Here is a 24,623-nt window from a genome sequence, read left to right on the forward strand (position 1 = left end):
GCTGCTCCTCGACGGCCACGACCGGGCCGTGGCCGCGCTGGCGGAGGGCCGGCGGCCGGCCTGCGTGGAGCTCGTCCGGCTGCCGGACCACGCCGCGTGGCAGGCGACCGCCGAGGAGATCACCGAGGCGCACGAGGAACGGACGGCGCGCCTGGCCGCGGGCCCTGGCACCGCGCGCCAACGCCGGACGCTGGACGCTGGACCGCCGCTACGCCGAGCTGATCTCCGACCTGCCGTACGAGGCGGCCGCCACCCCCGTGTTCGACCGCGCCCCCGACTGACCTCGGGTCAGCCGATGGAGAGGCCCATGTCGGTCACGTACCAGCGGCCCTCGAGTTCGGTGGTCTCGACCTCGATGCCGATCTGGCCGGGCTCCACGCCGGTGGAGTTCGACACGATGATGTCCTGGAGCGTCTGGCCGTCCACGGTGATCCGCTCGCCGTCGAAGGTGGTCGTCCCGCCCGACTCCGTGCCCTCGGCCGTCTCGACGACGGGCGGCACCCCCGGGTTCTCGGGGAGGAAGGACTCGCGGAGCGCGCTCACTCCCTGCCGCGCCTGCTCGGCCTCGGGCCCTTCGTCCTCGCAGAGTTCGGCGGTGTTGGCCACGGGCGTACCGTCGGCGCCCTCGGTCGCCATGGCGAGGCAGGCGTCCACGGGCTGGTCCTCGACGATCGCGGTGACCCAGGCCGCCACCGCGTCACCGGCGGTGGCCTGGCCGCTGCCCGGCCCCGCGGCCTGGGAGTCGTCCGAGTCGTCGGAGTCCGCGGCGGCGTCGGACTCCTCGGGGGACGCCGACGACTCGCCGGCGTCCGAAGGCGTGTCGGCCGACTCCTCGGACTCGTCCGAGCAGGCCGTCATGGCGAGTGCCGCCACCAGGGCGAGCACGCCGATGCCGCCGACCCGGCGCACCGCCGTCGACTTCGCACGTCTCATCTCGTTCCTCACGTCGCCGTCCTGACCTCGCGCAGGCCCGTACGGTACGCCAACGGCACCGCCGCGGACGACTTCGCGGCGGTGCCGTGGGACGGTCAGCGACCTTCGCCCGGCGGGGTGCCGCAACTCAGGCCGCCGGGGCCGCCGATCTGTACGGAGCTGAAGAAGTCCCGGTAGCTGGGGAAGAAGTTGCCCTTCCCGGTCGGCCCCGCGGAGGTGACGGCCGTGCAGCCGCTGTAGTCCACGTCCGACCAGAGGTAGATGGTGGACCCGGTACGGTTCCAGTCCGACCTGGCCCGGTCGTCCATGCCGAGCGCGGCGAGATCCGGGGTGCTGGCGTCCAGCGCGATCATGTCGCCGGTGCCGTCGAGACCGGAGAACATGCAGTAGTGGCCGTCAGGACATCGGTCGTACCCGTCGGCCGCCTGCGCCGCGGTGGCCGGCAGCACCGTGGCGGCCACGGCCGCCGCCAGCAGGAGAGAGGCGCGCGTCGATTTCCTCATCCACTCACACTCCTTGATCGGCTCGAAGTGCCCGACGCTATCGGGAGACGGCCACGACGGGGAGACCCGTGACGCGGTCGGGGGCTACTCGGTGATCTCGTCGGTGCCGGGACCGCCCCAGAGCCGGTCGGTGCCCGGACCGCCGACGAGGGTGTCGTCGCCCCGGCCGCCGAAGACGATGTCGTCGCCTTCGCCCGCGTCGACGTGGTCGTCGCCCGAGTCCGCGTACACGATGTCGTCGCCGCCCGACGCCTCGATGTGGTCGTCGCCTGCGCCGCCCCACAGGTACTGGTTCCTGCCGTCGCCCATCAGGTGGTCCATGCCGTCGCCGGCGAGCATGACGACGCCGCCCATGAGCATGTCGTCGCCGCTCCCCCCGATGACGGTGTGGGCGGAGTGCGCGTGGAGTTCGTCGTTCCCCGCGCCGCCGTCGACGACGGAGACGCCGGGCGACTCGGTGAACGCCGTGTCGTCGCCGTCGCCGAGCAGGACCTTGATGCTGTCGGAGCGCGGGCCGTCCGCCGGCAACTCGCAGACCACCCGGGTCGCGTCGTTCGGGTCGGGTTGGGCGCAGTGGTCGCCGGCCCTGATCGGCACCTCGTCGTTGAACGCGATCCGCCGCACGTCCCCGCCACCCGGCATATCCATGACCTGGAGGTCGTTGGCCTGCCCAGGGGCGGCGCGGAAGGTGATCGACTGGCGGCCCCGGTCGGCACCGACCGTGGCCGTGCCGCCGGTCGTTCCGCCGGTCGTGGCGGCGGCCGCGGCGGCTGGCCAGGTCAGGGTGGCCGAGGTCAGGAGGGCCAGGGCCGTGGCGGCGCCTGCCGAGGAGATCCGTAACAGAGACATGGGGCGTCCTCACCGCGAATCAGAGCTGTCATGGACTTAACAACTCTGCTGCCACTCGGCCCTCCCGTCCACCATTCGGTGGCAAGCCCACCGCGAAACCAGCGCCCCGCGCGCACCATGGATCGCGCCAACGTCCGTACGCACATGGGAAAATGGTGGGCCGGACACGTCGCGGCCGCACAGCCGGCTTGGGGGTTGCCATGGACATCCGGCTCCTCGGGCCGCTGGAAGTGCTCGCGGACGACGGCACGCCGCTGCCCGTGACCGCGCCCAACCTGCGCACCGCCCTCGCCGCGCTCGCGCTGCGCGCGGGGCAGGTGGTGCGAATCGAGGAGCTCGCGGAACAGCTCTGGGGCACGGAACCGCCCCCGAGCGCCGCGGCGACGCTCCGCAACTACGTCATGCGGCTGCGCAGGATCGTCCCCGGTGAGCGGATCACCACCGAGTCGGGCGGCTATCGCCTGCGCGCCGACCGGTCCGAGACCGACCTCGGCCGGTTCGAGGAAGGGGTGCGGCTCTCCCGCGCGCTCTCCGCCGAGGAGCCGGCGCGGGCCGCGGCCCTGCTCGAGCGGGCGCTCGGCCTGTGGCGCGGCGTCCCGCTCTGCGACCTCAGCGACTCGCCGCTCCGCGCCTTCGAGCAGCCCCGACTCGAAGGGGTGCGGCTCTCCGCGCTCGAGGAGCGGTTCGAGCTGATGCTCGCCCTCGGCGAGCAGACCATCATCGTCGACGAGGTGGTGGCGGCGGCCAGAACCCACCACCTGCGCGAGGGGTTCACGCGCCAGGCGATGGTGGCACTGCACCGCTGCGGCCGCACGCCCGAGGCCCTGGCGGCCTACCGGGAGACGCGGGAGCGGCTGGTCGAGGAGCTGGGCATCGAACCGAGCGCCGCGCTGCGGGCGTTGGAGGCGGCGCTGCTGCGGGACGAACCCGATCCGGCGCCTCCGACGCGGCCGGCCGCCTCCGTGACGGCCACGGCCACGAGCGCGTCCGCGGTGTTCCCGCCCAGCACCACCACCTTCGTCGCCCGCGGCCTCGAACTCGCCAGACTGCGTGGCTGGCTCGGCGACGCGGCGGTCGCCCCGGCGGTCTGTCTGATCGACGGTCCCGGCGGGGTCGGCAAGTCGGCGCTGGCGGTGCGCGCGGCCCGCGAGGTCGCCGACCGCTTTCCGGACGGCCTGCTGTATGTCGACCTGCGCGGCGCCGACCCGCGCGATCCGCCGCTCGACGTGACCGAGGCGCTGGCCCGGCTGCTCGCCGCCCTCGGCACGCCGAGCAAGGCGATCCCGCCGGAGCCGGCCGCGGCTGCCGCGTTCTACCAGGAACGGCTGCGCGGGCGGCGGGTGTTGGTCCTGCTGGACAACGCCCTCGACGCGGCGCGGGTGGCGCCGCTGCTGCCCGAGGAGCCCGGTTCCGCGGCCCTGGTGACCAGCAGGCTCGCGCTCACCGGGGTTCGCGGGGGGCACCATCTGCACCTCACCACCCTCACCACCGCGGAGGCGGTCACGCTGGTGCGCACCGTCGCGGGCGACGCCGGGAGCGGCGCGGCGCCCGGGGAGTGGGCGAAGCTGGTGGGCCAGTGCGGCCACCTGCCGCTGGCGTTGCGCATCATCGCCGCCCGGATGGCGGCCCGCCCGCGCTGGCGCGTCGGTGACTGGACGGCCGTCCTCGACGACGAGCGCTCCCGGATGGACGAACTGACCGCGGACGACGTCGACCTGCGGGCCAGCCTGATGGTGAGCATCGACCAACTCGCCGCGGGCACCGACCCGGCGGGGCGGCGCGCGGCGGAGATCTTCCCGCTGCTCGGCGCGGTCGCGGTGCGGTCGTTCGGCACCGACACGGTGGCGGCGCTCGCCGACTGCCAGGAGGCGGAGGCCAGGGCGGCGCTCGAGCGGCTGACCGACGCCCAGATCGCCGCGAGCCCCCGGCCCGGCGTCTACGTGCCGCACGACCTGGTGCGTTCGGCGGCGGCCTGGCAGGCCGCCCGCCTGCCGGCCCGGCCTCGGGACGCACGGGTGGCGGGGCTGGCGCGGTGGTACCTCGGATCCCTGCACCGGGTGAACACGCCCCTCGCCCTGCAGCGGCGCTACGACACGCGGTACCGGGCGGGCGCCGAACGGTATCCGGTCGGGCGGGAGTTCGGCTCCGTCGACGAGTCGCTGCCCTGGGCGGACGAGGTGCTGGAGGACGTGCTCTGCCTCGCCGAGCAGCTGTCGGCGCCCGAGTACGACGACGCGGAGCAGCAGCTGGGTGAACGGCCGCTGTCCGCCTTCTCGTTGGAGGCCGTCCAGGCCCTGGAGAGCTACTTCGCGATGCGGCTGGCCTGGCGCGCGCAGCGCCTGCTGTGCGAGATCACCCTGACCGTGGGCCGGCGCCGGGCGGATCGGTTCGCCCAGGCCGTGGCCTACGCGCAGCTGGGCAAGGTGGCCGGGCAACAGGGCCGCGGCGCCGAGGGGCTCGACCTGCTGGAACGGAGCATCGAGCTGTACCGGGCGACCGGCGAGGAGACGGAGGCCGTCGCGGCCTCGCTGAACCTGGTGCCCTGCCTGGGGTCGATGGGTCGGCTGACCGAGGCCGTGGCCGTCGCGGAACGGACGCTGGCCGACGCCGTCGCCGCGGGCATCGAGGAGATGCGCCCACAACTCGTCAACAACCTCGGGCGCTGCCACCTGTTCCTCGGCGACCACGCGGCGGCGCTCCGGCTGCTGACGTCGAACTACGAGACGGCCACGCTCCCCTACGAGCGGACCATGTGCGCCAGCGTGCTGGTCGAGTACCACCTGGAGGTGGAGGAGTTCGAGAAGGCGCTGCACTGGTCGGACCTGGCGCTCCGGCACGCCTCCGAGCAGCCGTTCGACCCGTTCGTGATGGCCCAACAGCGCACCTGGCTGGCCACGGCCCTGCGCGGCCTCGGCCGGGAGGACGCGGCGCGAGCCCAGGAGACGCGGGCGCGGGAGGTACTCGACGACCTCAACAGCCGGGAGAACAGCCACCTGCGGGCGCGCGTCACCAGGAAGATCTCGCTGATCTAGCCGCCCTGACCTGGGCGGCTACGCGTCGGTTACGGCTCGGTTATGGCGCACGCCTAGCGTGAGTTCCGCTGGCGCATCCGAGCGCGGTCCGTACATGGTCCGGACGCGCGAGGTGTGCTGGGGGGGAACCTCGACCGCCCGTCACCGGGTGACGGGCGGTCGAGGCACGAAGCGACCGCGCGCCCCGTGCCGCTCGGTCACCGCCCGCCTCGGACGACGGTGACCGAGCAGAGCGCGTGGTGGACCAGGGCCTGGCTCACCGAGTCCAGGAGCGGCTTGGTGAAGCCGCCGCCTCCCCTGGCGCCGACGACGAGCGGTTGGGCGGTCCCGCTCGCCTCGATCAGGGCCTCGCGGGGGTCGCCGTCCGCCACCCGCTGTCGGACCGTGACGTCCGGATACCTTTCGCAGCGGCCGGCGAGCACCTGTGCCAGCAGGCGTGCCGCGCTCGCCGCGTCCGTGGTGCCCGACGGCCGGGTGTGCGGGGCGACGAGCTCCGCTCCAGCACCGGGACCGCGAAGCCCGGCCCGACGCCGCCCGGCTTCCCTGGCGGCCCGCACCACGGCTGTCGCATTTCGCGTCGCGGGGCGCTCACCTGGTGGGCTCGCGGTTGTAGAGCCTCCTGGCCCACAGGTAGCCGCCCAGGGCGATCAGCGCGCACCAGCCGATCGTCAGGGTCGCGCCGTCGCCGATCGGGGTGCCGAGCAGCAGCCCGCGCAGGGTCTCGATGAACGGGGTGAACGGCTGGTACTCGGCGAACCACCTCAGCCCCGCGGGCGTCGAGTCGGTGGGGACGAACCCGCTGCCGACCATGGGCAGGATCATCAGCGGCAACGGCAGGTTGCTCGCGGTGGCGACGTTCCTGGTCACCATGGACAGCGCGACGCACAGCCAGGTGAGCGCGAAGGTGATCAGCACGAGCACGCCGAGGACGCCGAGCCACTCGCCGAGGTGTGCGGTGGGCTCGAATCCCACCAGCAGCGCGACGCCGAGCACGACGGCGATGCTCAGCAGGGTCTGGATCAGGCTGCCCAGCACGTGGCCGGTGAGCACCGAGACGCGGGCGATGGTCGACGCCGTCGCCAGCCCCGGCGGTCAACTCCTGCCGTGGCTCACCGGCTACATGTACCCGGCGGAGATGCGGTTCGCCGACCTCGACTACGCCCGGGCGGCCACCTCGTTCTTCTTCGACCGGCTCCTGGAGGCCGGAACCACGACCGCGTGCGTCTACACCACCACCCACCCGCTCGCCACCGACGCCTTCTTCGCCGAGGCGCACCTGCGGAGGCTTCGGATGGTCTCCGGCAAGCTGCTGATGGACGACGACAACGGCGGCACGGTACCCCCGGAATACCTCGCCGTCTCCCCCAGGTTCGCGCTGACCTCCACCCTCGGCGCCCTGCGCATGGCCGGCCGCCTCTACCAGGAGTCCCGCCACACCGGCGAACCACTGTGGGTCCAGTCCCATCTCGCCCAGAACCGCGACGAGGTGGACGCGGTGCTGGAGAAGTTCCGTGACCTGCGCCCGCGTTCCTACCTGGACGTCTACGACAGGTGCGGCCTCGTCGGCCCGCGCGGCATGTGGGGCCACGCGGTGTGGATCGACGACGCCGACCGCGCCCTCCTCGCCAACTCGGGCGCCGGCGCCGCCTTCAATCCCACCTCCAACCTCTTCCTCGGCAGCGGCCTGTTCGACCTGGACCGCGCCGGCCGAGCCCGCGCCCGCGTGGCGCTCGGCACCGACGTGGGCGGCGGCACCAGCTACTCGATGCTCCAGACCATGAACGAGGCCTACAAGGTCGTCGCCCTGCGCAACACCTACCCCGACCGCGTCCCCGAGCAGGGCCGCAAGACCCTCACCGCGCTGCGCGCCTTCTACCTGGCCACCCTCGGCGGCGCCCGCGCGCTCCACCTCGACGAGCACATCGGCAGCTTCCGCAAGGGGCGGGAGGCCGACTTCGTCGTGCTCGACTGGGCGGCCACCCCCCTCCTCAAACGCCGCACCGAGGCGGCCGGCACCTTCAGGGAACGCCTCTTCGCCCTCGCCACCCTCGGCGACGACCGCGCCGTCAGGCAGACCTACGTCCTCGGCGTACCGGCTCTCTCGACCGGGGTCCAGCCGGGGTCTACCCAGGGTGGGGGGTGTCGGGTTGGAGCAGGGCCGCCGCCAGTTTCTGGAGCCGGGCGCCGCGGCTCGCCTTGACGAGGACGACGTCGCCGCCGCGCAGCATGCTGTCGAGGGTGGCGAGGGCGGCGGTCTGGTCGTGGATGTGGACGGCGTGGACTCCGGCGGCGCCCGCGGCGGCCGAGATCCACGCGGCGTCGGGGCCGCCGACGGTCACCACGTGGTCGATGCCGAGCTCGCCGGCCAACGCGCCGACGGCCTCGTGGGCGGCGCGGCTGTCGTCGCCGAGTTCGCCCATGGCGCCGAGGACGGCGAAGGTGCGGCGGCCGGCTTCGCGGCCGATGGCGGCGAGCGTGGTGAGCGAGGCGCGCATCGCGTCGGGGTTGGCGTTGTAGGCGTCGTTGATGACGGTGACGCCGTCGGGGCGGTCGTGGGTCTCCATCCGCCAGTGCGAGCGGGCGGTCGCCGCCGAGAGCAGGACGGCGGTCCTTTCGACGCCGAGGCCGGCCTCGCGGGCCACGCACGCGGCGGCGAGGGCGTTGGCGACATGGTGCCGGCCGAGGAGCCTCAGGCGCACCGGCGCGGAGCCCTCCGGGGTGCGGAGGGTGAAGCGCGGCCGGCCGGCGTCGAGTTCGACGTCCTCGGCCCGGAGGTCGGCGCCCGGGGCCTGGCCGTAGAAGATGACGCGGGCCCCCGTTCGCCCGGCCATGGCGCGCACGAGGGGGTCGTCGGCGTTGAGCACCGCGAGGCCCTCGGCGGGCAGGGCCTCGACGAGTTCGCCCTTGGCCTCGGCGATCCGGTCCCGGCCGCCGAACTCGCCGAGGTGCGCGGTGCCGACGTTGGTGACGACGGCGATCCGGGGCGGGGCAAGCGAGGTCAGCCCGCGGATGCGTCCGACGCCGCGGGCACCCATCTCCAGGACGAGGTAGTGGGTGTCGGTCGTGGCGCGGCTGACGGCGGCGGCGAGTCCGACGGTGCTGTTCGCGTTGCCGTCGGTGGCGACGGTGGGCCCGACGTCGGACAGCAGTGCGGCGACCAGGTCCTTGGTGGTGGTCTTGCCGGCCGATCCGGTGATGCCGACGACCCGGGTGGCCGGCAACCGGCGGACGAGGTGGTGGCCGAGCAGCGGGAGGGCGGCCCGGACGTCGCCCACCAGGACGGCCGGCGCGCCGACCCGGCGGGCCGCGAGCACGGCCACGGCTCCCGCCGCGACGGCGGCCCGCGCGTAGGCGTGGGCGTCGGAGTGGGTGTTCCCCAGGGCGACGAACAGCGAACCCGGCGTGGCCCTGCGGGAGTCGAACACGGCGGGCCCCCACACCCGCGCCGCCGGGTCGGGGACGTCCGTCAGCGTGCCCCTGACGGCCGCGGCGATCTCGGACAACGACAGCGGGACCACGGTTCCTCCTTGCCGCCGGGTACCGGCCAGGACCCACCGAATACCCGTGCACCCGGGGAAATCCCCGCGTAGTCGAACGATTCGCTCTCGGGTTCCCTCGTTCGGGTGCGGCGGCCGAACCGAGGACCGGGAGATCGGGGGTTCCAGGCACTGTCGTAGCATCGCCGGCATGCAGCGCCATCGACCCGCGGTCCCCCTCTCGGGGTTCGTGGGCGCGGTCGTGACGGGGCTGCTGCTGCTCCTGTGCGCCTGTCTGTTCGGCGACTCCGTGCCACTCGGCGTGCCGGACGCGCACCACGTCGCGCCGGCCGCCACCGAAGCGCGGGACCCGGGCGAGGCGCACCACGGCGGCTGCGAACCGCCGGGCCAGGACTGCCCGATGGCAACCGCCCAGGCACCCGCCCCCGCCGGGTCCGCGGTGGACGCGGCGCCTACCGGCGTGGCCGCCGGCCACTCCCCCGGGTCGCCTTCGCCCGCCCCGGTCGGCGCGCCACCGTGCCCGCGGCCGCCGCCCGATCTCGACCGGTTGTGCGTGAGCCGGACCTGACCAGGACCGCCCGTCCCCGCCTGGCGGGGGCGTACGGGCGTCGCGTCATGTCCGCAACCAGCTCGCGCTCACGAGGGATGCACCCTGCCATGGCTTCACCGGCCACGCGGTTCGGCTCCGCCGTCAGCCCCGTCCACTCGCCCGCGGCCTCCCGGGCGTCCGGGTACGGAGCGGCGCTGTGGGCGGCGCTGTGCGTGCTGCTGCCGGTGGTCGGGCCGGCGTGCCTGGCCGACCATCTGCCGTCGGGGCTGGCGCTGCCGCTGTTCGCCGTGGTCGCGTGCGGCGGCGCGGTGCTCGCGGCCCGTCGGCCGCTCTCCGAGCGGCAGGCGCTCGCCGCGCTCGCCGGGGCGCAGGTCGCCTTCCACGTCGGCTACACCCTGCCGGGGGCCCCCGGCGCCGTCGCGCCGGCGGGGCACGGCTCGGGGGAGGCGTTGGCCGGCCTCGCGGTGGCCGTGCTGCTCGCGGCCCGACTGCTCGGCGTCGTCGAGACGTTGGCCCGGCCGCTCGGCATGGCGCTGCGCGCGGCCCGCGGCGGCCTGGCCGCGCCGCGGTGGGCGTGGGCGTGGGCCGGAGCGCGGCTGCCGGAGTTGCGGCTGGTGCGGGCAGTGGGGCGGTCGGCGGTGGCCGTCGGCCGCCTCGCCGCGCGCCGCGAGACGGGGCCGGGACCGCCCGGCCGGCGGCCGAGCCCACGACCGCGCCTCCGCGCCCCTGCCGATCCTCGCCACTCCTCCTTCCCTCCTCTCCTCCCTTCCCTGTCTTCTCTGTCTTTCCGCCCGCCCCGGGCCGCCCTGCCCTCCTGACCTGACCAGGAGCGGGGTTCGGCCGCCCGGCGCGCGGCCGAACTCCCGAAAAGGGGTACCCCCATGACCATCACATCGCTGCCGCGCGCCCGAGCGGCGGGGGCGCTGCTGTGCGCCGTCGTGGCCATCGGCGCCGTCCACGCGCCGCCGGCGTCGGCGCACACCGGCCTCACCTCCTCGGATCCCGCCGACGGCGCGGAGCTGAGCACGGCGCCCGCATCCGTCACGCTGACCTTCAGCGACCCGATGGACGCCGAGTACAGCCAGGTGGCCGTCACCGACGCCGACGAGAGCTCGGTCACCGAGGGCGAGCCGCGGGTCGACGGTTCCCTGGTCACCCAACCCCTGGCCGCCGATGTCCCGCCCGGCCGGTACGCCGTCGCCTACCGGGTGGTCTCGGCCGACGGCCATCCCGTCTCCGGCGGCCTCGGTTTCCGCGTCGCCGGGGCCGGCGCCGAGGGATCCGGCCGGTCGGCGCCCGCCGACGCCCCGACCGACGACCCCGCCGACGACCCGGTCGACGAGCCGCAGCCCGTCGTGGCCAGGGACGAGTCCTCCGGCCTCGGGGTGGGCATGGCCGTGGTGCTCACCGCGCTGATCGCGGTCGGCGGGGTGGTCTCCTACGTCGTGCGTCGCAGGGGTGAGCGCGGTGACGACTGACGGCACCCGGGTGGCCCGGCGCTCGGCCCGGTGGGCCGCCGGCGGCGTCGCCGTGGCGGGGGCCGCGCTGGTGGGCTCGGTCCGGTTCGGCGGCGGGATACCCGAGTCGCTTCCCGGGCTGGCGGACGCCGGCCAGGTCACGGCCTGGGGGCTCCCGTTGGCCCGGGGCGTGGCGGACGGTGCCGCCGTGGCGACCCTGGCGCCGCTGCTGCTGGTGACGGTCCTGGCCGGACCAGGTCCTGAACGGCTCGGGGCGCGGGCGCTGCGCGCGCCGCTGTTCGCGGCGGGAGCCGCCGCGGTCTGGCTGCTCGCCTGCCTCGCCGGGGTGGTGCTGACCGCCTCCGATCTGCTGGGGCGCCCCGTCGGCGAGTTGACCGACCCGGCGGTGCTGGTCGATGTCGCGCTCAACGCGCCGGCCGCCCGGGCGTCCGCGCTCAGCGGCCTGGCAGCGCTCCTGCTGGCGACCTTCCTGCCGGCGGTCACCCGGGTCACCGGGGCCCGGATCGCGGTGCTCGTGGCGCTGGCGGGGCTGCTGCCGCCGGCGTGGGCCGGGCACGCCGCGTCGTCGGGGAACCACGACACGGCCGTCCTCGGTCTCGCGGTGCACATCGTGGCCGCGACGGTGTGGGTCGCGGGCCTGCTCGCGGTGGTCGGCACCGCCCTGTGGTCGCGGCCGTGGGCCGCCGACGCCGCGGAGCGGTTCGGCCGGCTGGCGGCCTGGTGCCTGCCAGCGGTGGCCCTCTCCGGCCTGGCCGGCGCGTGGGTCAGGCTGGACGGGCTCGGGCAGCTGTTCTCCACCAGGTACGGACTGCTGTTGGTCGCGAAGGCGGTCGCGCTCGCCGCGCTGGCCGCCTGCGGCGCGGCGCACCGAAGGCGCGCGCTGCCGGCGCTCCGGGCCGGGCGGGGCGTCGCGTTCGTCCGGCTCGCGACGGTGGAACTGCTGGTGATGGCCGCCGCCGTGGGGTTGGCGGTGGGACTGTCCCGCAGCCCCACGCCGGCCGGGGCACCGCTGCCGTACTCGCCGGCGCGGGAGTTGCTCGGCTTCCCGATGCCCGAGCCGCTGGGCGACTTCCCCTGGACGCCGCTGTTCACGCAGTGGCGGCTCGACCCCGTCTTCGCGCTGGCCGTCGGGCTGGCGGCCGTCGCCTACGCGATCGGGGTGCGCCGGCTGCGTGCCCGCGGTGACCGCTGGCCGGTCGGGCGGACGGTCTCCTGGTTCCTCGGCCTGGCCGTGGTGGTGGCGGCGACGATGAGCGGCCTGGCCGAGTACGGCAGGGTGCTGTTCAGCGTCCACATGGGCCAGCACATGGTCCTCGCCATGACCGCGCCCATCCTGCTGGTGCTCGGCGCGCCCGTCACCCTGGCGTTGCGGGCGCTGCCGTCCACCGGCAGAGCCGGCCGGCGCGGCCCGCGCGAGTGGCTGCTCGCCCTCGTGCACAGCCGCTACCTGCGGGTGGTCTCGCATCCCGTGGTGTCAGGGACGCTCTTCGTCGGCAGCGCGTTCGCCGTCTACTACACCCCGCTGTTCGGCATGTTGATGCGCAGCCACTACGGGCACACGGCGATGCTGGCGCACTTCCTGCTCGTCGGGGCGCTGTTCTTCTGGGTGATCATCGGCGTGGACCCGGGCCCGCGCCGGCCGCCGTACCTGGCGCGGCTGATCACGCTGATCATCACGATGCCCTTCCACTCCTGGTTCGCCATCTCGCTGATGAGCAGCTCCGACCTGCTCGGCCGCGACTGGTGGGAGGCCGTCGCGCGGCCGTGGGGGGCGTCGCCGGCCGACGACCAGTACGCGGCCGGCGCCATCGCCTGGGCCACCGGCGACATCCCGATCCTGGTCACGCTCGTCGCGCTGTCCTTCCAGTGGGTCAGGTCGGACTTCCGGGAGGCGAGGCGCGTGGACCGGGCCATCGCGCGCGGCGGCGCGGCGGACCCGCTGGCCGCCTACAACGCCTACCTGGCCAGGCTGCACGGCCACGCGCCCGACACCGTCGCCGCAGTCGAGCGCGCCCCGGTTCCCGGATCGTCCCCGCCGGGAGACGACCGGGAGGGTCACCCGCGATGACCGCCCCCTGCCGGACACCGAACCGTTCCCACGTCGTTCCCCCGACCACCTGGAGATCCCGTGAAACGACAGCTCTACGCCCTGGCGGTCGTCGTGGCCGCCTTCGCCGCCGCCCTCCTGCCCTTTCTCGCCCTCTCGCCCGACGACGAGGCGGACGCCGCCACCGGCGAACCCGTGGAGACGGTGCGGGCGGACAGCCATCGGCTGTCGGAGCCGGCGGAGAGCGAGCTGACCGTGGTCGAGTTCCTCGACTTCGAGTGCGAGGCGTGCGGCGCGATGTACCCCATCGTGGAACGACTGCGCGAGGAGTACGGCGACCGCGTGACGTTCGTCGCCCGCTACTTCCCGATGCCCGGGCACCGCAACGCCGAGCCGGCCGCACGCCCCGTCGAGGCGGCCGCCGGGCAGGGCCGGTTCGAGGACATGTACGACCGGCTGTTCACCACCCAGGCGGAGTGGGGCGAGGCCCAGGAGTCCAGGGAGGACGTCTTCCGGGGCTTCGTCGCGGAACTCGGCCTGGACATGGCCGCCTACGACACCGCGGTGGCCGCCCAGGAGACGGCCGAACGCGTGCGGGCCGACGTCCGGGACGGCCTGGCCCTGGGCGTCCAGGGCACCCCGACCTTCTTCCTCGACGACCAGCTCGTCCAGACCCCCTGGACCTACGAGGACTTCGCGGCCCTCATCGAGAACCGCCTCGGATGACCGGCCGCGCAGGACCCGCCCCGCGTGGCGTCCTGGCCACCGGATCGAGCACCATGGCCCCAGCCCCGGAACGGAAAGGCCGACGTCGGATCGAAATCCGGATCAACCCCGCCTGCTCCAAGTGCCGCTCCGCGCTGACCCTGTTGGACGCGGAGGGCGCGCGGTACACGGTGCGGCGCTACCTGGAACAGCCGCCGACCATAGCCGAGCTGGCGGAGGTGCTGGGACGACTCGGGCTGGAGCCCTGGGACATCACCCGGCTCGCCGAGCCGGAGGCGGTCCGGCTCGGCATGGACGGCTGGGAGCGCGACGCCGCGCACCGCGACCGCTGGCTCCTGGCCCTCGCCGAGCAGCCGGTCCTCATCCAACGCCCGATCATCACGGCGGACGACGGAACGGCGGTGGTGGGCCGGTCACCCGAGGCCGTGCGGTCCGTCCTGCCCTGAGCCGGCGGCCGACGACGCCCGGCGCCAGGCGCCGTCGGCGAGGAGGCGCAGGCCGTTGAGGCCGACGATCACGGTGGAGCCCTCGTGGCCCGCCACGCCGAGCGGCAGCGGCAGGTTGCCGACCAGGTCCCAGACGACCAGCCCGGTGATGAAGACGCCGGCGATCACCAGGTTCTGGATCACCAGGCGGCGGGCGCGCCGGGAGAGGTTCACGACCGCCGGGATGGTGGCGAGTTCGTCGCGGACGACGACGGCGTCGGCGGTCTCCAGGGCCAGGTCGGAGCCGGCGCGGCCCATGGCGACTCCGGTGTGCGCGGCGGCCAGCGCGGGGGCGTCGTTGACGCCGTCGCCGACGACGAGCACCTTCCGGCCGGCGTCCGTCAACTCCCTGACGGCCGCGACCTTGTCCTGCGGCAGCAGCCCGGCGCGGACCTCGGTGATGCCGACCTCGGCGGCGAGCCGGTGGGCGGCGCGCGGGTTGTCGCCGGTGAGGAGGACGGGGGCGGTGCCGGTCAGCTCGCCCAGCGCGGCGACGGTGGCGGCGGCCTCGTCGCGGAGCCGGTCGGCGACGCCGAGCACGCCCACCGGGGTGCCGTCCACGGTGACCAGGACGGCGGTGCGACCGTCCTGTTCGAGCCCGGCGACCACGGCGGCGGCCGGGCCCCGGTCGCCGGCGTCGAGCAGCCGGGCGGGGCTGCCGACCGCGACCGCCCGGCCGTCGACCGTGGCGGTGACGCCGACGCCCGGGGTGGAGGCGAAGTTCTCGGCCGGCGGGATCGCGAGGTCGTGGGCGGCGTCCACCACGGCGCGGGCCAGCGGGTGTTCGCTGGGGTGCTCGGCCGCCGCGGCGAGCCGCAGGAGCTCGTCCTCTGTGAGTTCCGAGCCGTCGAGCGGGAGGACGTCCGTCACCCGCGGGGTGCCCTCGGTCAACGTGCCCGTCTTGTCGAGCGCGGCCGCGTCCACCTGCCCGAGCCGCTCCATCACCACCGCCGACTTCACCAGCACGCCGTGCCGGCCGGCGTTGGCGATCGCGGACAGCAGCGGCGGCATGGTGGCGAGCACCACGGCGCAGGGCGAGGCGACGATCATGAAGGTCATCGCGCGCAGCAGCGTGGACTGGAGGTCGGCGCCGAACAGCAGCGGCACCACGAACAGGGCGAGGGTGGCCGCGACCATGCCGAGGCTGTAGCGCTGCTCGACCTTCTCGATGAACAGCTGGGTGGGTGCCTTGGTCTCGGACGCCTCCTCGACCATGGCCACGATCCGGGCGATCACGGAGTCTGCGGGATCGCGCTCCACCCGCACCCGGAGGGCGCCGGTGCCGTTCAGCGTGCCGGCGAACACCTCGTCGCCCACTCCCTTGGCGACCGGCAGGGGCTCGCCGGTGATGGTCGCCTGGTCGACGTCGCTCGCGCCGTCCACCACCCGGCCGTCGGCGCCGATCCGCTCGCCGGGTCGCACCAGGATGACGTCGCCCACGGCCAGCAGCTCGGTGGGCACGGTCTCCTCGCCGGCGTCGCCTTCGCCCTCGCCGGTCAGCCTGGTGGCCGTGTCGGGGGCGAGGTCGAGCAGGCCGCGCACGGAGTCGGCCGTCCGCGCGGTGGCGATCGCCTCGAGCGCGCCCGAGGTGGCGAAGATGACGATCAGCAGCGCCCCGTCGAGCACCTGGCCGATGGCGGCCGCGCCGAGCGCGGCGACCACCATCAGCAGGTCGACGTCGAGCGTCTTCTCCTTCAGGGCCCGCAGGCCGGCCAGGCCGGGCTCCCAGCCGCCGGTCGGATAGACGGCCGCGAGGAGCGGGCCCCACGTCCAGGCCGGCGCCCCGGCCAGGTAGAGCGGCAGCGCCACCAGGAACAGCGCCAGCGCGGCCGCCGCCCAGCGCGCCTCGGGCACCGCGAGGATCCTGGTGCGCCGCCGGGGCGGCGCCGCGTCGCGGACGGCGTCGCCGGGCCCGGCCGGGCGCGTGAGGGTGGAAGACATCGCAACGGGTCCTTAGGCAGAGAGGGGCGGAGGGTTCTCCGGCCCAGCCACCATAACAGGAATACATGAACATGAATTCATGCGTTCATGCGGTCGCGTACCCTGGGCCCATGGGTCACGGAGCAGCACCGTCCACCAGCAGCGTCCCGCCGCCCGCCCGGCTGGACGCGGCGAGCGCGGCCAAGGTCGCGGCCACACTCCAGGCGCTGGCCACCCCCTCCCGGCTGCTGATCCTCGCCCGGCTGCGCGAGGGCCCGCTGCCCGCGACCGAGTTGGCCGCCGAGGTCGGCATGGAGCAGTCCGCCTGCTCCCACCAGCTCCGCCTGCTGCGCAACCTCGGCCTGGTGGCCGGCACCCGCAAGGGCCGCTCCGTCGTCTACTCCCTCTACGACAACCACGTCGCCGCGCTTCTCGACCAGGCCCTCTACCACGTGGAGCACCTGCGCCTCGGCATCAGCGACGCGCCACCCGCCGCGGAGTGAACCGCTGGCCGCGGCCCGCGCCACGAAGAGCTGACAGGCGGGCCTAGCGGGTGCGTTCCGCGCCCCAGAGGGGGAGGCGTTCGAAGAAGGCCACGGCGTCGCCGCGCCAGTGCGGGCGCCAGCCGGCCGCTTCTTCGGCGGCCGCTCGGGCGGTGTGGAGGATGTCGTCGCGGAGCAGGTCGTCGACGCCGTGCCGCAGGGCGATCTCGCGCACGGCGTCGACGGTGCTCGGCGGGCAGTCGGGCGCGGCGAGCGCCGCTTCCACGGTGTCCCGCTCCGTGGGGGTGACGGCCGCGAGGATGGCGCGGACGGCGTAGGTGCGGCGTCCCGCGCGGAGGTCGGAGCCCGCTGGTTTGCCGAGCACCTCGGGATCGCCGAACAGGTCGAGGTAGTCGTCCCGCAGGGTGCCGCTGATGCCGACGAGCGTCGCGTACCTGCGCAGCCGGGTGTCGTGGGCCGCGAGGTCCTCGCCGGCGGCGAGCAGGCCGAGGCGGAGCGGGGCGAGGACCGAGTAGCGGGCGGTCTTGTGGTCGGAGACGGCGTCGAGCATCGCACGGTCCGGCAGGGGGTGGAAGTCGCGCTCCAGGTCGAGTATCTGGCCGACGACGGTGTCGGCTCCGGTGGCGAGTTGGACCTCGACCATGGCGAGCCGCAGTTCGGCCGGGACCCCGGCCTCCAACAGGACCTGGACGGAGAGGAAGGCGGCCAGGTCGCCGGCGAGCACCGCGAGGCCCAGGGCCGTGTGCGGGGCGTTCGGGAACCGCTGCCGGTAGGAGTACGGGACCGAGGGCCCACCGCGTCGGGTGGGCGCGTCGTCGATGATGTCGTCGTGCACCAGCCCGTGGGTCTGGAGCAGTTCGAGACTCAGCGCGGCCTCCTCGATCCCCGCCGGGGTGTCCGCGGTCACCAGGCCGGCCGCCTCGTGAAGCAGCGCCACCCGCAGGCGTTTCCCGCCCCGCAGCGACATGTCCCGCAGCAGCCCCAGGCACTCGGGCACGAAGTCGCTGCGCGGCAGGGGGCGTTGGGCCAGGGCGTCGAAGTAGGCGGCGAACCGGGCGTCGAACCTGGTCTGGTGTGCGGCCAGGCGCGCGCGGATGCCGGCCGCGGTCGAGTCGATCATCAGGCAGTGTAAACAGCCTCGGTGGGCGGTCGAGCGAGGGCCCGGTCGCGGCTGCCGCCGGTCAGTCGCCCGTCAGTCACTGGTCAGTCGCCGGCGCGCAGGGCCTCGCCGACCAGGGCGATGCCCTCGTCGATCTCGTGGGCGGGGCCGGCCGCGTAGCCGAGGACCAGGCCGGGCGGTCCTGGGCTGATCCGGTGCCAGGACAGCGGGTGCGTCTTGACGCCCCGGGCCAGGGCCGCCGCGGCGAGGTCGGTGTCGCGGAGGCCGGCCCCCCGGGCGTCGAAGGTCACCGTGAGGTGCAGGCCGGCCGCGGCCCCGTGGACGCGGGCGCCCGGCAGGTGTGCCGCGACGGCCCGCAGCATCGCGTCCCGGCGCCTGCGGTGGCGCGTCCTGACGTGGCGCAGGTGCCGTTCCAGCTCGCCGGAGTCCATCAGCCGAGCGAGAACCAGCTGGGTGAGGACGCCGTTCCCGAGGTCGGTGAACCGCTTCGCGGTCACCAGGGCCTCTCGCAGGGCCGGCGGGACGAGGAGCCAGCCCACCCGGAGCGCGGGGGCCAACAGCTTGGAGACGCTGCCCGCGTAGCAGACGCCGTCGGGCATCAGCGAGCGCAGCGCCGACACCGGCGGCCGGTCGTAGCGGTGCTCGGCGTCGTAGTCGTCCTCGATGACCACCCCGCCCTCGGCCGCCCAGCCCAGCAGTTCGCGACGCCGTTCCCCGTCGAGGACGACCCCGGTGGGGAACTGGTGGGCAGGCGTGAGCAGCACGGCGCGGGCGCCGCTGGCCCGCAGCGCGCCGACGTCGAGTCCGCGCTCGTCCACGGGGACGGGGACGATCGTGTGGCCGCCGTACCTCAACTGCTGGCGGGTGCCGAGCGATCCGGGGTCCTCGACGGCGATCCGGCTGATCCCGTCCTTCCGCAGGAGCTGCCCGAGCAGGCCGAGGGCCTGCGCCACGCCGGCGACCACCACGACCTCGTCCGGGTCGGCGCGGATGCCGCGGTTTCGGGCCAGCCAGCCGACGACGGCCCGGCGGAGTGCGGGGGCGCCCTGGGGGTCGCCGTAACCGAGGTCGGCCCGGCCGACGCCGGCGAGGACGGCGCGTTCGGCGCGCAGCCAGCCGGTGCGGGGGAACGCGGCGAGATCGGGGACGCCCGGGGAGAGATCGATGCGGCAGGGCTGGGCACGCAGCAGGTCGACCGAGCCCTCTCCCTCGGCCGAGGCGAACAGCGCGGGCCCCGCCGGCACCGCGGCGTCGCCGGCGGGATCACGAGGCGTGGCCGGGGCCGCCACCACCACCGTGCCGAGCCGGCCGCGGCCGGCTATCTGACCCGACTCGGCGAGCCGCCGGTACGCCTCGGTGACCACCCCCCGGGTGACGCACAGCTCCTCGGCCAGCACGCGGCTCGCGGGCAGCCGTGCCCCGACCCGCAGTCGGCCGTCGGCGATCGCCGACCGCAGCTGGTCGGCGAGCCAGGCGGTGCGGCCACCGGGCGGCGCCTGATCGATGTCCAGCTGGAGGAAGTCCGACCCGACGGCCGACCCGACGGCCGACCCGGAACGTCGGGACGACCTTTTGGACCCCTCGGACGGCGGCATTGTGGACCTGCCCATGGCAGCCATTGTGCGGGCAGGGTGGGCCCCATGAACACACCCTCCGCTTCGTTCGCCCAGCTCGTCCCGGGGATGGCCGGGATGATGCTGGTCGGCGGCAGCGTCACCGTCTCGCGGGTACTCGTCGACGCCCCGCTGCTCACCACCCAGGCCGTGCGCTACGTGGCCGCGACCGCGCTGCTCGTGGTCATCGCCCGGCTGGCCGGTGCCCGGCTGGTGTGGCCGCGCGGACGGGAGTGGCTGTGGCTGACCGGTCTCGCGCTGACCGGTCTTGTGCTGTTCAACGTGGCCGTGGTCAGGGGTGTCGCGCACGCGGAGCCCGCGGTGATCGCCGTCGCCGTCGCGTGCGCGCCGCTGGTCCTCGGCGTGGTGGGGCCCCTGCTGGAACGGCGCAGGCCCAGCCGGCAGGTGCTTCTCGCGGCGCCCGTCGTGATGACGGGCGCCGTGCTGGTGGAGGGCACCGGCCACACCGACGCGGTCGGGGTGGCCTGGGCGGCGCTGGTCCTGGCCTGCGAGGCCGCGTTCACGCTGCTCGCCGTGCCGGTGCTCGGGCGGCACAGCCCGTGGGGGGTGTCCGTGCACGCGACGTGGCTCGGCGGCCTGATGCTGGCCGTGCTCGGCGCGACGTGGGAAGGGCCCACGGCCGTACGGGAGTTGACCGGATCCCACTGGGCGGCCACCGGCTACCAGGCGCTGCTGGTGACCGCGCTCGCCTTCGTGCTGTGGTACTCGACGGTGCGCGCCGTCGGATCAGGACACGCCGGACTGCTCACCGGCATCGCGCCGCTGGCCGCGGCGGCCGTCGGCGCCGTCACGGGCTCCGGCGTCCCCAGTCCCACGGTCTGGCTGGGCATCGCCGTGGTGCTCGTCGGCCTGACCGCCGGACTGCGCCCACGCGGCGCTCCCGCCCCCGAGCTCGCGGACCTCGACCACGCGCCCGACCAGGGGCCCGGCTCCACGACGGTGCGCTCCGGCTGACGACGCCGAGCCACCCCCGGGGCTCAGGGCTCGGTGCCCAGTGCCGGTCCAGGCGAGGAGGGTGAGGAGGACCCGGCGGACGGGGGCGTGACGCGGATGATCGTCTTGCCAGGCGTGCGCCGCTCCGGTGCGAAGGCACCGGCGGTCTCGGCCAGCGGCCGCACGGAGCCGACGATCGGCCTGAGTCGGCCGTCGCGCACGCGGGCGGCGAGGTCCGCGAGGCGGGTGCGGTCGGGTTCGACGACGAAGAAGATCGCGCGGCCGTCCTCGGGGTGGACGGTGACGGGACGGGCGATGGTGACGAGCGTGCCGCCGGGGCGGACCAGGGCGGTGGACCGGTCGAGGAGGTCGCCGCCGATGACGTCGAAGACGACGTCGACGGGGCCGACGTCCTCGAGGCGGTCGGCCCGCAGGTCGACGAAGGCCTCCACGCCGAGTCCGAGCGCGGTCGTGCGGTCGTCCGCGCGGCCGGTACCGATCACCCGGGCGCCGGCCTCACGAGCCAACTGAACGGCCAGCGAGCCGACGCCACCCGCCGCGCCGTGGATCAGCACGGTCTGGCCGGTGGCCAGCCGGGCATGCTCGAACAGGCCCTGCCAGGCGGTGAGCCCGGAGACGGGCAGGGCGGCGGCCGTGACATGGTCGACGTCGGCCGGCAGCGGCGCGAGGTTGCGGGCCTCGACCGCGACGTACTCGGCGAGCGAGCCGTCCCGGGTCCAGTCGGCCAGGCCGAAGACCCGTTGGCCGACGCTCAACCCGGTGGTGCCGTAGCCGAGTTCGGTCACGACGCCGGACAGCTCGTGCCCGGGCACGCTGGGGGTGCGGTCGCGTCCTGCCCGGTCGGTCCAGGTGCCGGGCCAGGCCAGCTCGCCGGGGGTGAACCCGGCGGCGTGTACCCGCACGATCACGTCGTTCTCGGCCGCGTGCGGATGCGGCAGGTCGGTGAGGGTCAGCCCGCGGACGCCGGCGTCGCGGTCGTGGACGGTGATGGCTCGCATGAAGGGTTCCTCGCAGGCCGGGACGGTCGACGACGCGGGCGTCACCGGCGCGGTGCCGCCCGCGTCGTCGTCGTGCTTCCCAGCCTGGCTACCACGCACCGCGGGCAACCGGCCCACTCGGCGGCCGACCTGATGGGCCGCCAGTGCGGCGAACTCACCGAACGGAGCCACGGCGCCTTCGAGCGGTGGTCAGTCCACGATGGCGCCGCAGGAGATGTTCACGTCGGTGGAGGTGAGCGTGCGGGCCCGGTCGGAGGCCACGAAGGCCGCCACGGCACCCACGTCGCCGAGGGTCGCGGTGCGGCGCAGCAACGTCGCCTCCTCGAGGCCGGCGATGATCTCCGCGCCGCCGGCGAACCCCTCGGGGAGGGACTCGGGCACGCCCCCCGTGGTGAGCGTGACGACGCGAACGCCGTACTGGCCGAGCTCGCAGGCCCACTGGCGGCGCAGCCCCTCGACGGCGTCCAGCGCGATCTTGAATCCGCCGAGGCCGGGAAGGGTCTGGGGACCGCCCCCGCCGAACGTCAGGACGACCCCGGAGCCGCGGCCGGTCATGTGGCGCGCCGCCGCCCGGGTGGTGAGGAACTGGGAACGCGTCGCGATCGTGATCGGCTGGAGGAAGTCGTCCACGGTGATCTCGGTCAACGGCCGCTGCACATCGCCGTACCCGATGACGTTGAACGAGATGTCGACGTGCCCCTCGTCCGTCACGACCCGGTCGACGTACGCGTCCACGGCCCCCTCGTCCAGGGCGTCGACCACGCTCGCTCGGGCCACGCCGCCGTCCGAGCGGATCGCGCGGGCGAGTTCCTCCAGGTTCCCGGCGGTGCGCCCGGCGAGATGGACCCGGGCGCCCTCCTGGGCGAACGCGCGTGCCACCGCGCCACCGATCGCTCCTCCGGCCCCGTGCACCACGGCCACCTTGTTCTCCAACAGCATGTCCATGCCCCTTTCTGACGACGCGGGTGCCGGCGTTTCCCCGGCCTTGCACGGGAACGTCGAGACCGACGCCGGGAAATCGACAAGGGCATGGTGCGGGGCCGCGCGCATCCCATGGGTCCTGGCGTGGCTTCTCTCCGTACCCGGCCACGCCGGCCCGAGGTGCCCGTCCGGTCGCCGCCCCTCCCCGGTCAGTCCTGCGGCAGCAGGCGCAGGGTCACCTGGTGGGCCTGCGGGCCGACGACCGAGCCGACGATCGCCGGACCGTACCGGTCGTACTTGTCGTGGTAGGCGGCGTCGATGCCGGCCTGCGCCTCGGGGCCGGCCTCGCCGAAGGAGACGTCGCGTTCGACGCCGCCGGCCCTGACCCGCCCCCGGCCGCTGGTCCTGGCGCGCCGGAACCAGCCGTTGTCGGGGCCGTAGGCCGACCCGACGTAGAGGTCGTCGCCGACCCGGACCCCCCAGATGGTGGTGTAGGGGCGCGACGTGCCGTCCCCGCGCCGGGAGGTGATCCGCAGTTCCGTCGCCGAGCCGATGCGGCCCAGTTCGTCAGCGGTCCATTCGGCCATGGCGGGCCTTCCCTTCGTCGCCGGCTGGTTCGCCGGACCTGCCGCCAGCCAACTCGCGACTCTGGGTAAGTGGGAGGCCCGGTCGATCCGGGCAATGACAGTGCCCCCCGGTGCGGCCGGGTCGAGCGGGGACGCCAGGGGTGGTCCTGCCACACCCCCGCACGCCGCTCCCCCGTACAGCGCGGTCTGCCGCGGGAGGCGCCCGGCGCGCAGGCTGGAGGGTGCCGTCAGGCCCTCGTTCCGTTCCTCGTGTCCTTCGTGGGAGAGCGCTCGTGTCCACAGCAGACCAGGCCGTTTCCGCCCCGGTCACGTCCCCGGCGCCGGCCGGGGGCCAGGTCGCCGCTTCGGCGCCCGGGGCACGGGCGGCGCTGGCGGCCTGTTCGGCCCCAACATCACCCTGACCGGCGGCCCGGCCCCGGTGCGCGCCTACATCGACGAGCTGCCGCCCGCCGTCCTGGACGGCACCGTCCAGCCCGGCCGCGTCTTCGACCGCACGGTCAGCCTCGACAAGGTCCCCGACGGATACCGGGCCATGGACCAGCGCGAGGCCCTGAAGGTCCTCGTCCGCCCCTGACCCGCGGCCGAGCGGCTTCCGGCCGTCCGCGGTTGAACGGTGGGCGGCGGCACAGCGGGTGCTTTCAGCCATTCGTCAAGGCTTCGTCAAACAGCCGGGCAGGCCCCCGCCCCGCGAACCACCGGGGTGGGCGCCCGCAGGGCGGCAGGGGGAACAGCCGGTTTGCGACCACCAGGACGAGCTCGGCGTCGAACCAGGTGGTGGACGGGGTCAACCCGCGCTTCACCGGGCACGATCACGGAGACGCGAAGATCACCTCCCGATCCCGCACAGCGACCGGGCAGTGAACTCATATTGTCGCCGAATGAGAACCCGGTAAAGGTTCAGCAAAGTATGTCGGTGCCGCCGATAGAAGCTCTGGCTTGAACGTCTCGACGGCCCGGTTGGCATATTCCCTGCAACCTGGCTGGCAGGTACGTTCGGGATGTACACGCTTTCTGCATGCGCACACGACCTGGGGGGAACATGGCTATCACGACACAACAGCGAAGGGAATTAGGCGCCTTTCTACGTAATCGTAGGGAGCGGCTGACTCCCGAGGCGGCGGGGATCAGTGAGTCCTACGGCCGTCGACGGACTCCGGGGCTGCGCAGAGAGGAACTCGCGCAGTTGGCCGGGGTCAGCGTCACCTGGTACACCTGGCTGGAGCAGGCACGCAAGATCAAGGTGTCCCGGCAGGTGCTCGCGAGTCTGGCGAAGGCCCTGCGCCTGGACGAGACGGAGACGTCCCATCTGTTCCGGCTGGCAGGCGAGGTCTCGCCGAGCAGTCAGGAGCCCTGCCGCCGGGACCAGATTCCCGCCCAATACGTGGACTTCCTTCAACTCCAGGATCCTCTCCCGGCCTTTATCTCCAACGACAGATTCGACGTTCTCGCCTGGACCCAGGGCTTCTGCGTCCTTTTCTCGTATTTCGAGTCACTGCCGTCGAACCGCCGCAACAGCCTGGCCATGATGTTCGACAGCCGGGCACGCTATCTCTTCCCCGAATGGGAGAAGGACGCGCTGGAGGCCCTCGCCCTGTTCCGCGCACAGGCGGCGGACCAACTCGTGCAGCCGGAATACGCGGACCTCGTGAAAGAGCTGCAGAACGACTCGGCGGACTTCCGCAAGCTGTGGGAGCGGCTCGATCTGGCGCCGGCCAGCCCGTCCGTGCGGTTGTTCGACCATCCCGTGCTGGGTCGCATCGAACTGGGCTATGTGAAGCTCCGGTTGGCCGCCGTCGACGCGACCCTCGTCGTCTATCAGCCGCTGCGCGACCGCCGGCTGCTCGACCGCATCCGCGGCCTCGTGGAGGAGCGGATGCGGTCCCAGT

Annotated in this window: 22 protein-coding genes and 2 pseudogenes; 12 read left to right on the top strand and 12 right to left on the bottom strand. The window is 74.4% G+C overall.

Features of this window, described 5'->3' with window-relative positions; all coding sequences use genetic code 11:
- Positions 1–288 precede the first annotated feature (288 nt).
- The 3 genes from ACYVPE_RS00130 to ACYVPE_RS00140 form a co-directional block, all read right to left on the bottom strand.
- Positions 289–933 carry a hypothetical protein gene (locus ACYVPE_RS00130; protein ID WP_461031230.1) on the bottom strand — a complete coding sequence of 215 codons (645 nt, stop codon included), beginning with the start codon at positions 931–933 and terminating at the stop codon, positions 289–291.
- Positions 934–1,028: 95 nt separating this feature from the next.
- A complete protein-coding gene (locus tag ACYVPE_RS00135; protein ID WP_461031231.1) occupies positions 1,029–1,436 on the bottom strand; it encodes a peptidase inhibitor family I36 protein in 408 nt (135 codons plus the stop codon).
- An 84-nt stretch (positions 1,437–1,520) separates the two neighbouring features.
- Positions 1,521–2,285: a calcium-binding protein gene (locus tag ACYVPE_RS00140; protein ID WP_461031232.1), complete on the bottom strand. Its 765-nt coding sequence runs from the start codon at positions 2,283–2,285 to the stop codon at positions 1,521–1,523.
- A 200-nt stretch (positions 2,286–2,485) separates the two neighbouring features.
- On the opposite strand from ACYVPE_RS00140, the gene ACYVPE_RS00145 reads away from it, so the two are divergent.
- A complete protein-coding gene (locus ACYVPE_RS00145) occupies positions 2,486–5,317 on the top strand; it encodes an AfsR/SARP family transcriptional regulator (protein WP_461031233.1) in 2,832 nt (943 codons plus the stop codon).
- 197 nt (positions 5,318–5,514) lie between these two features.
- Here ACYVPE_RS00145 and ACYVPE_RS00150 read toward each other — a convergent pair whose 3' ends face one another.
- The gene (locus tag ACYVPE_RS00150; protein WP_461031234.1) at positions 5,515–5,877 is read right to left on the bottom strand and encodes a universal stress protein; all 363 of its coding nucleotides are present in this window, start codon (positions 5,875–5,877) and stop codon (positions 5,515–5,517) included.
- A 28-nt stretch (positions 5,878–5,905) separates the two neighbouring features.
- Positions 5,906–6,367, bottom strand: a complete 462-nt coding sequence (locus ACYVPE_RS00155; protein WP_461031235.1) for an ABC transporter permease — start codon at positions 6,365–6,367, stop codon at positions 5,906–5,908.
- On the opposite strand from ACYVPE_RS00155, the gene ACYVPE_RS00160 reads away from it, so the two are divergent.
- Positions 6,360–7,517, top strand: a complete 1,158-nt coding sequence (locus tag ACYVPE_RS00160; RefSeq protein WP_461031236.1) for an amidohydrolase family protein — start codon at positions 6,360–6,362, stop codon at positions 7,515–7,517. The genes ACYVPE_RS00155 and ACYVPE_RS00160 overlap by 8 nt on opposite strands.
- Here the strand turns inward: ACYVPE_RS00160 and ACYVPE_RS00165 are convergent.
- Positions 7,441–8,835, bottom strand: coding sequence for a UDP-N-acetylmuramoyl-tripeptide--D-alanyl-D-alanine ligase (locus ACYVPE_RS00165; protein ID WP_461031237.1), 1,395 nt, complete (start codon positions 8,833–8,835; stop codon positions 7,441–7,443). The two genes, ACYVPE_RS00160 and ACYVPE_RS00165, sit on opposite strands and share 77 nt — an antisense overlap.
- A gap of 169 nt (positions 8,836–9,004) precedes the next feature.
- Here ACYVPE_RS00165 and ACYVPE_RS00170 point away from each other — a divergent pair, with 169 nt between their 5' ends.
- From ACYVPE_RS00170 to ACYVPE_RS00195, 6 genes are all read left to right on the top strand, one after another.
- A complete protein-coding gene (locus tag ACYVPE_RS00170) occupies positions 9,005–9,382 on the top strand; it encodes a hypothetical protein (protein ID WP_461031238.1) in 378 nt (125 codons plus the stop codon).
- An 89-nt stretch (positions 9,383–9,471) separates the two neighbouring features.
- Positions 9,472–10,182, top strand: a complete 711-nt coding sequence (locus ACYVPE_RS00175; protein ID WP_461031239.1) for a hypothetical protein — start codon at positions 9,472–9,474, stop codon at positions 10,180–10,182.
- A gap of 63 nt (positions 10,183–10,245) precedes the next feature.
- A complete protein-coding gene (locus ACYVPE_RS00180; RefSeq protein WP_461031240.1) occupies positions 10,246–10,842 on the top strand; it encodes a copper resistance CopC family protein in 597 nt (198 codons plus the stop codon).
- Complete coding sequence (locus tag ACYVPE_RS00185) at positions 10,832–12,910, top strand: cytochrome c oxidase assembly protein (RefSeq protein ID WP_461031241.1); 2,079 nt, start codon at positions 10,832–10,834, stop codon at positions 12,908–12,910. Before ACYVPE_RS00180 ends, ACYVPE_RS00185 begins: the two co-directional genes overlap by 11 nt.
- Positions 12,911–12,970: 60 nt before the next feature.
- Positions 12,971–13,615, top strand: coding sequence for a DsbA family protein (locus ACYVPE_RS00190; protein ID WP_461031242.1), 645 nt, complete (start codon positions 12,971–12,973; stop codon positions 13,613–13,615).
- A gap of 89 nt (positions 13,616–13,704) precedes the next feature.
- A complete protein-coding gene (locus tag ACYVPE_RS00195) occupies positions 13,705–14,061 on the top strand; it encodes an ArsC/Spx/MgsR family protein (RefSeq protein WP_461031391.1) in 357 nt (118 codons plus the stop codon).
- Here the strand turns inward: ACYVPE_RS00195 and ACYVPE_RS00200 are convergent.
- The gene (locus ACYVPE_RS00200; protein ID WP_461031243.1) at positions 14,029–16,041 is read right to left on the bottom strand and encodes a heavy metal translocating P-type ATPase; all 2,013 of its coding nucleotides are present in this window, start codon (positions 16,039–16,041) and stop codon (positions 14,029–14,031) included. The two genes, ACYVPE_RS00195 and ACYVPE_RS00200, sit on opposite strands and share 33 nt — an antisense overlap.
- A 110-nt stretch (positions 16,042–16,151) precedes the next feature.
- On the opposite strand from ACYVPE_RS00200, the gene ACYVPE_RS00205 reads away from it, so the two are divergent.
- The gene (locus ACYVPE_RS00205) at positions 16,152–16,523 is read left to right on the top strand and encodes an ArsR/SmtB family transcription factor (RefSeq protein WP_461031244.1); all 372 of its coding nucleotides are present in this window, start codon (positions 16,152–16,154) and stop codon (positions 16,521–16,523) included.
- A 43-nt stretch (positions 16,524–16,566) separates the two neighbouring features.
- Here ACYVPE_RS00205 and ACYVPE_RS00210 read toward each other — a convergent pair whose 3' ends face one another.
- Positions 16,567–17,643, bottom strand: coding sequence for a polyprenyl synthetase family protein (locus ACYVPE_RS00210; RefSeq protein ID WP_461031245.1), 1,077 nt, complete (start codon positions 17,641–17,643; stop codon positions 16,567–16,569).
- Between the two features lie 83 nt (positions 17,644–17,726).
- Positions 17,727–19,262: a MocR-like pyridoxine biosynthesis transcription factor PdxR gene (pdxR, locus tag ACYVPE_RS00215; RefSeq protein ID WP_461031246.1), complete on the bottom strand. Its 1,536-nt coding sequence runs from the start codon at positions 19,260–19,262 to the stop codon at positions 17,727–17,729.
- 21 nt (positions 19,263–19,283) lie between these two features.
- On the opposite strand from pdxR, the gene ACYVPE_RS00220 reads away from it, so the two are divergent.
- Positions 19,284–20,231: a DMT family transporter gene (locus ACYVPE_RS00220; RefSeq protein WP_461031247.1), complete on the top strand. Its 948-nt coding sequence runs from the start codon at positions 19,284–19,286 to the stop codon at positions 20,229–20,231.
- Between the two features lie 23 nt (positions 20,232–20,254).
- Here ACYVPE_RS00220 and ACYVPE_RS00225 read toward each other — a convergent pair whose 3' ends face one another.
- From ACYVPE_RS00225 to ACYVPE_RS00235, 3 genes are all read right to left on the bottom strand, one after another.
- Complete coding sequence (locus ACYVPE_RS00225; RefSeq protein ID WP_461031248.1) at positions 20,255–21,229, bottom strand: NADP-dependent oxidoreductase; 975 nt, start codon at positions 21,227–21,229, stop codon at positions 20,255–20,257.
- A gap of 189 nt (positions 21,230–21,418) precedes the next feature.
- Positions 21,419–22,168 carry an SDR family NAD(P)-dependent oxidoreductase gene (locus ACYVPE_RS00230; protein ID WP_461031249.1) on the bottom strand — a complete coding sequence of 250 codons (750 nt, stop codon included), beginning with the start codon at positions 22,166–22,168 and terminating at the stop codon, positions 21,419–21,421.
- Between the two features lie 191 nt (positions 22,169–22,359).
- Complete coding sequence (locus ACYVPE_RS00235) at positions 22,360–22,737, bottom strand: DUF2255 family protein (protein ID WP_461031250.1); 378 nt, start codon at positions 22,735–22,737, stop codon at positions 22,360–22,362.
- A gap of 373 nt (positions 22,738–23,110) precedes the next feature.
- Between ACYVPE_RS00235 and ACYVPE_RS00240 the strand changes: the two are divergent.
- Positions 23,111–23,311, top strand: a pseudogene (locus ACYVPE_RS00240) (IMP dehydrogenase); the annotation flags it as partial.
- Between the two features lie 465 nt (positions 23,312–23,776).
- Positions 23,777–24,547: pseudogene (locus tag ACYVPE_RS00245) on the top strand (helix-turn-helix transcriptional regulator); the annotation flags it as partial.
- Positions 24,548–24,623 lie beyond the last annotated feature (76 nt).

The organism is Streptomyces mayteni (genome assembly GCF_054783955.1).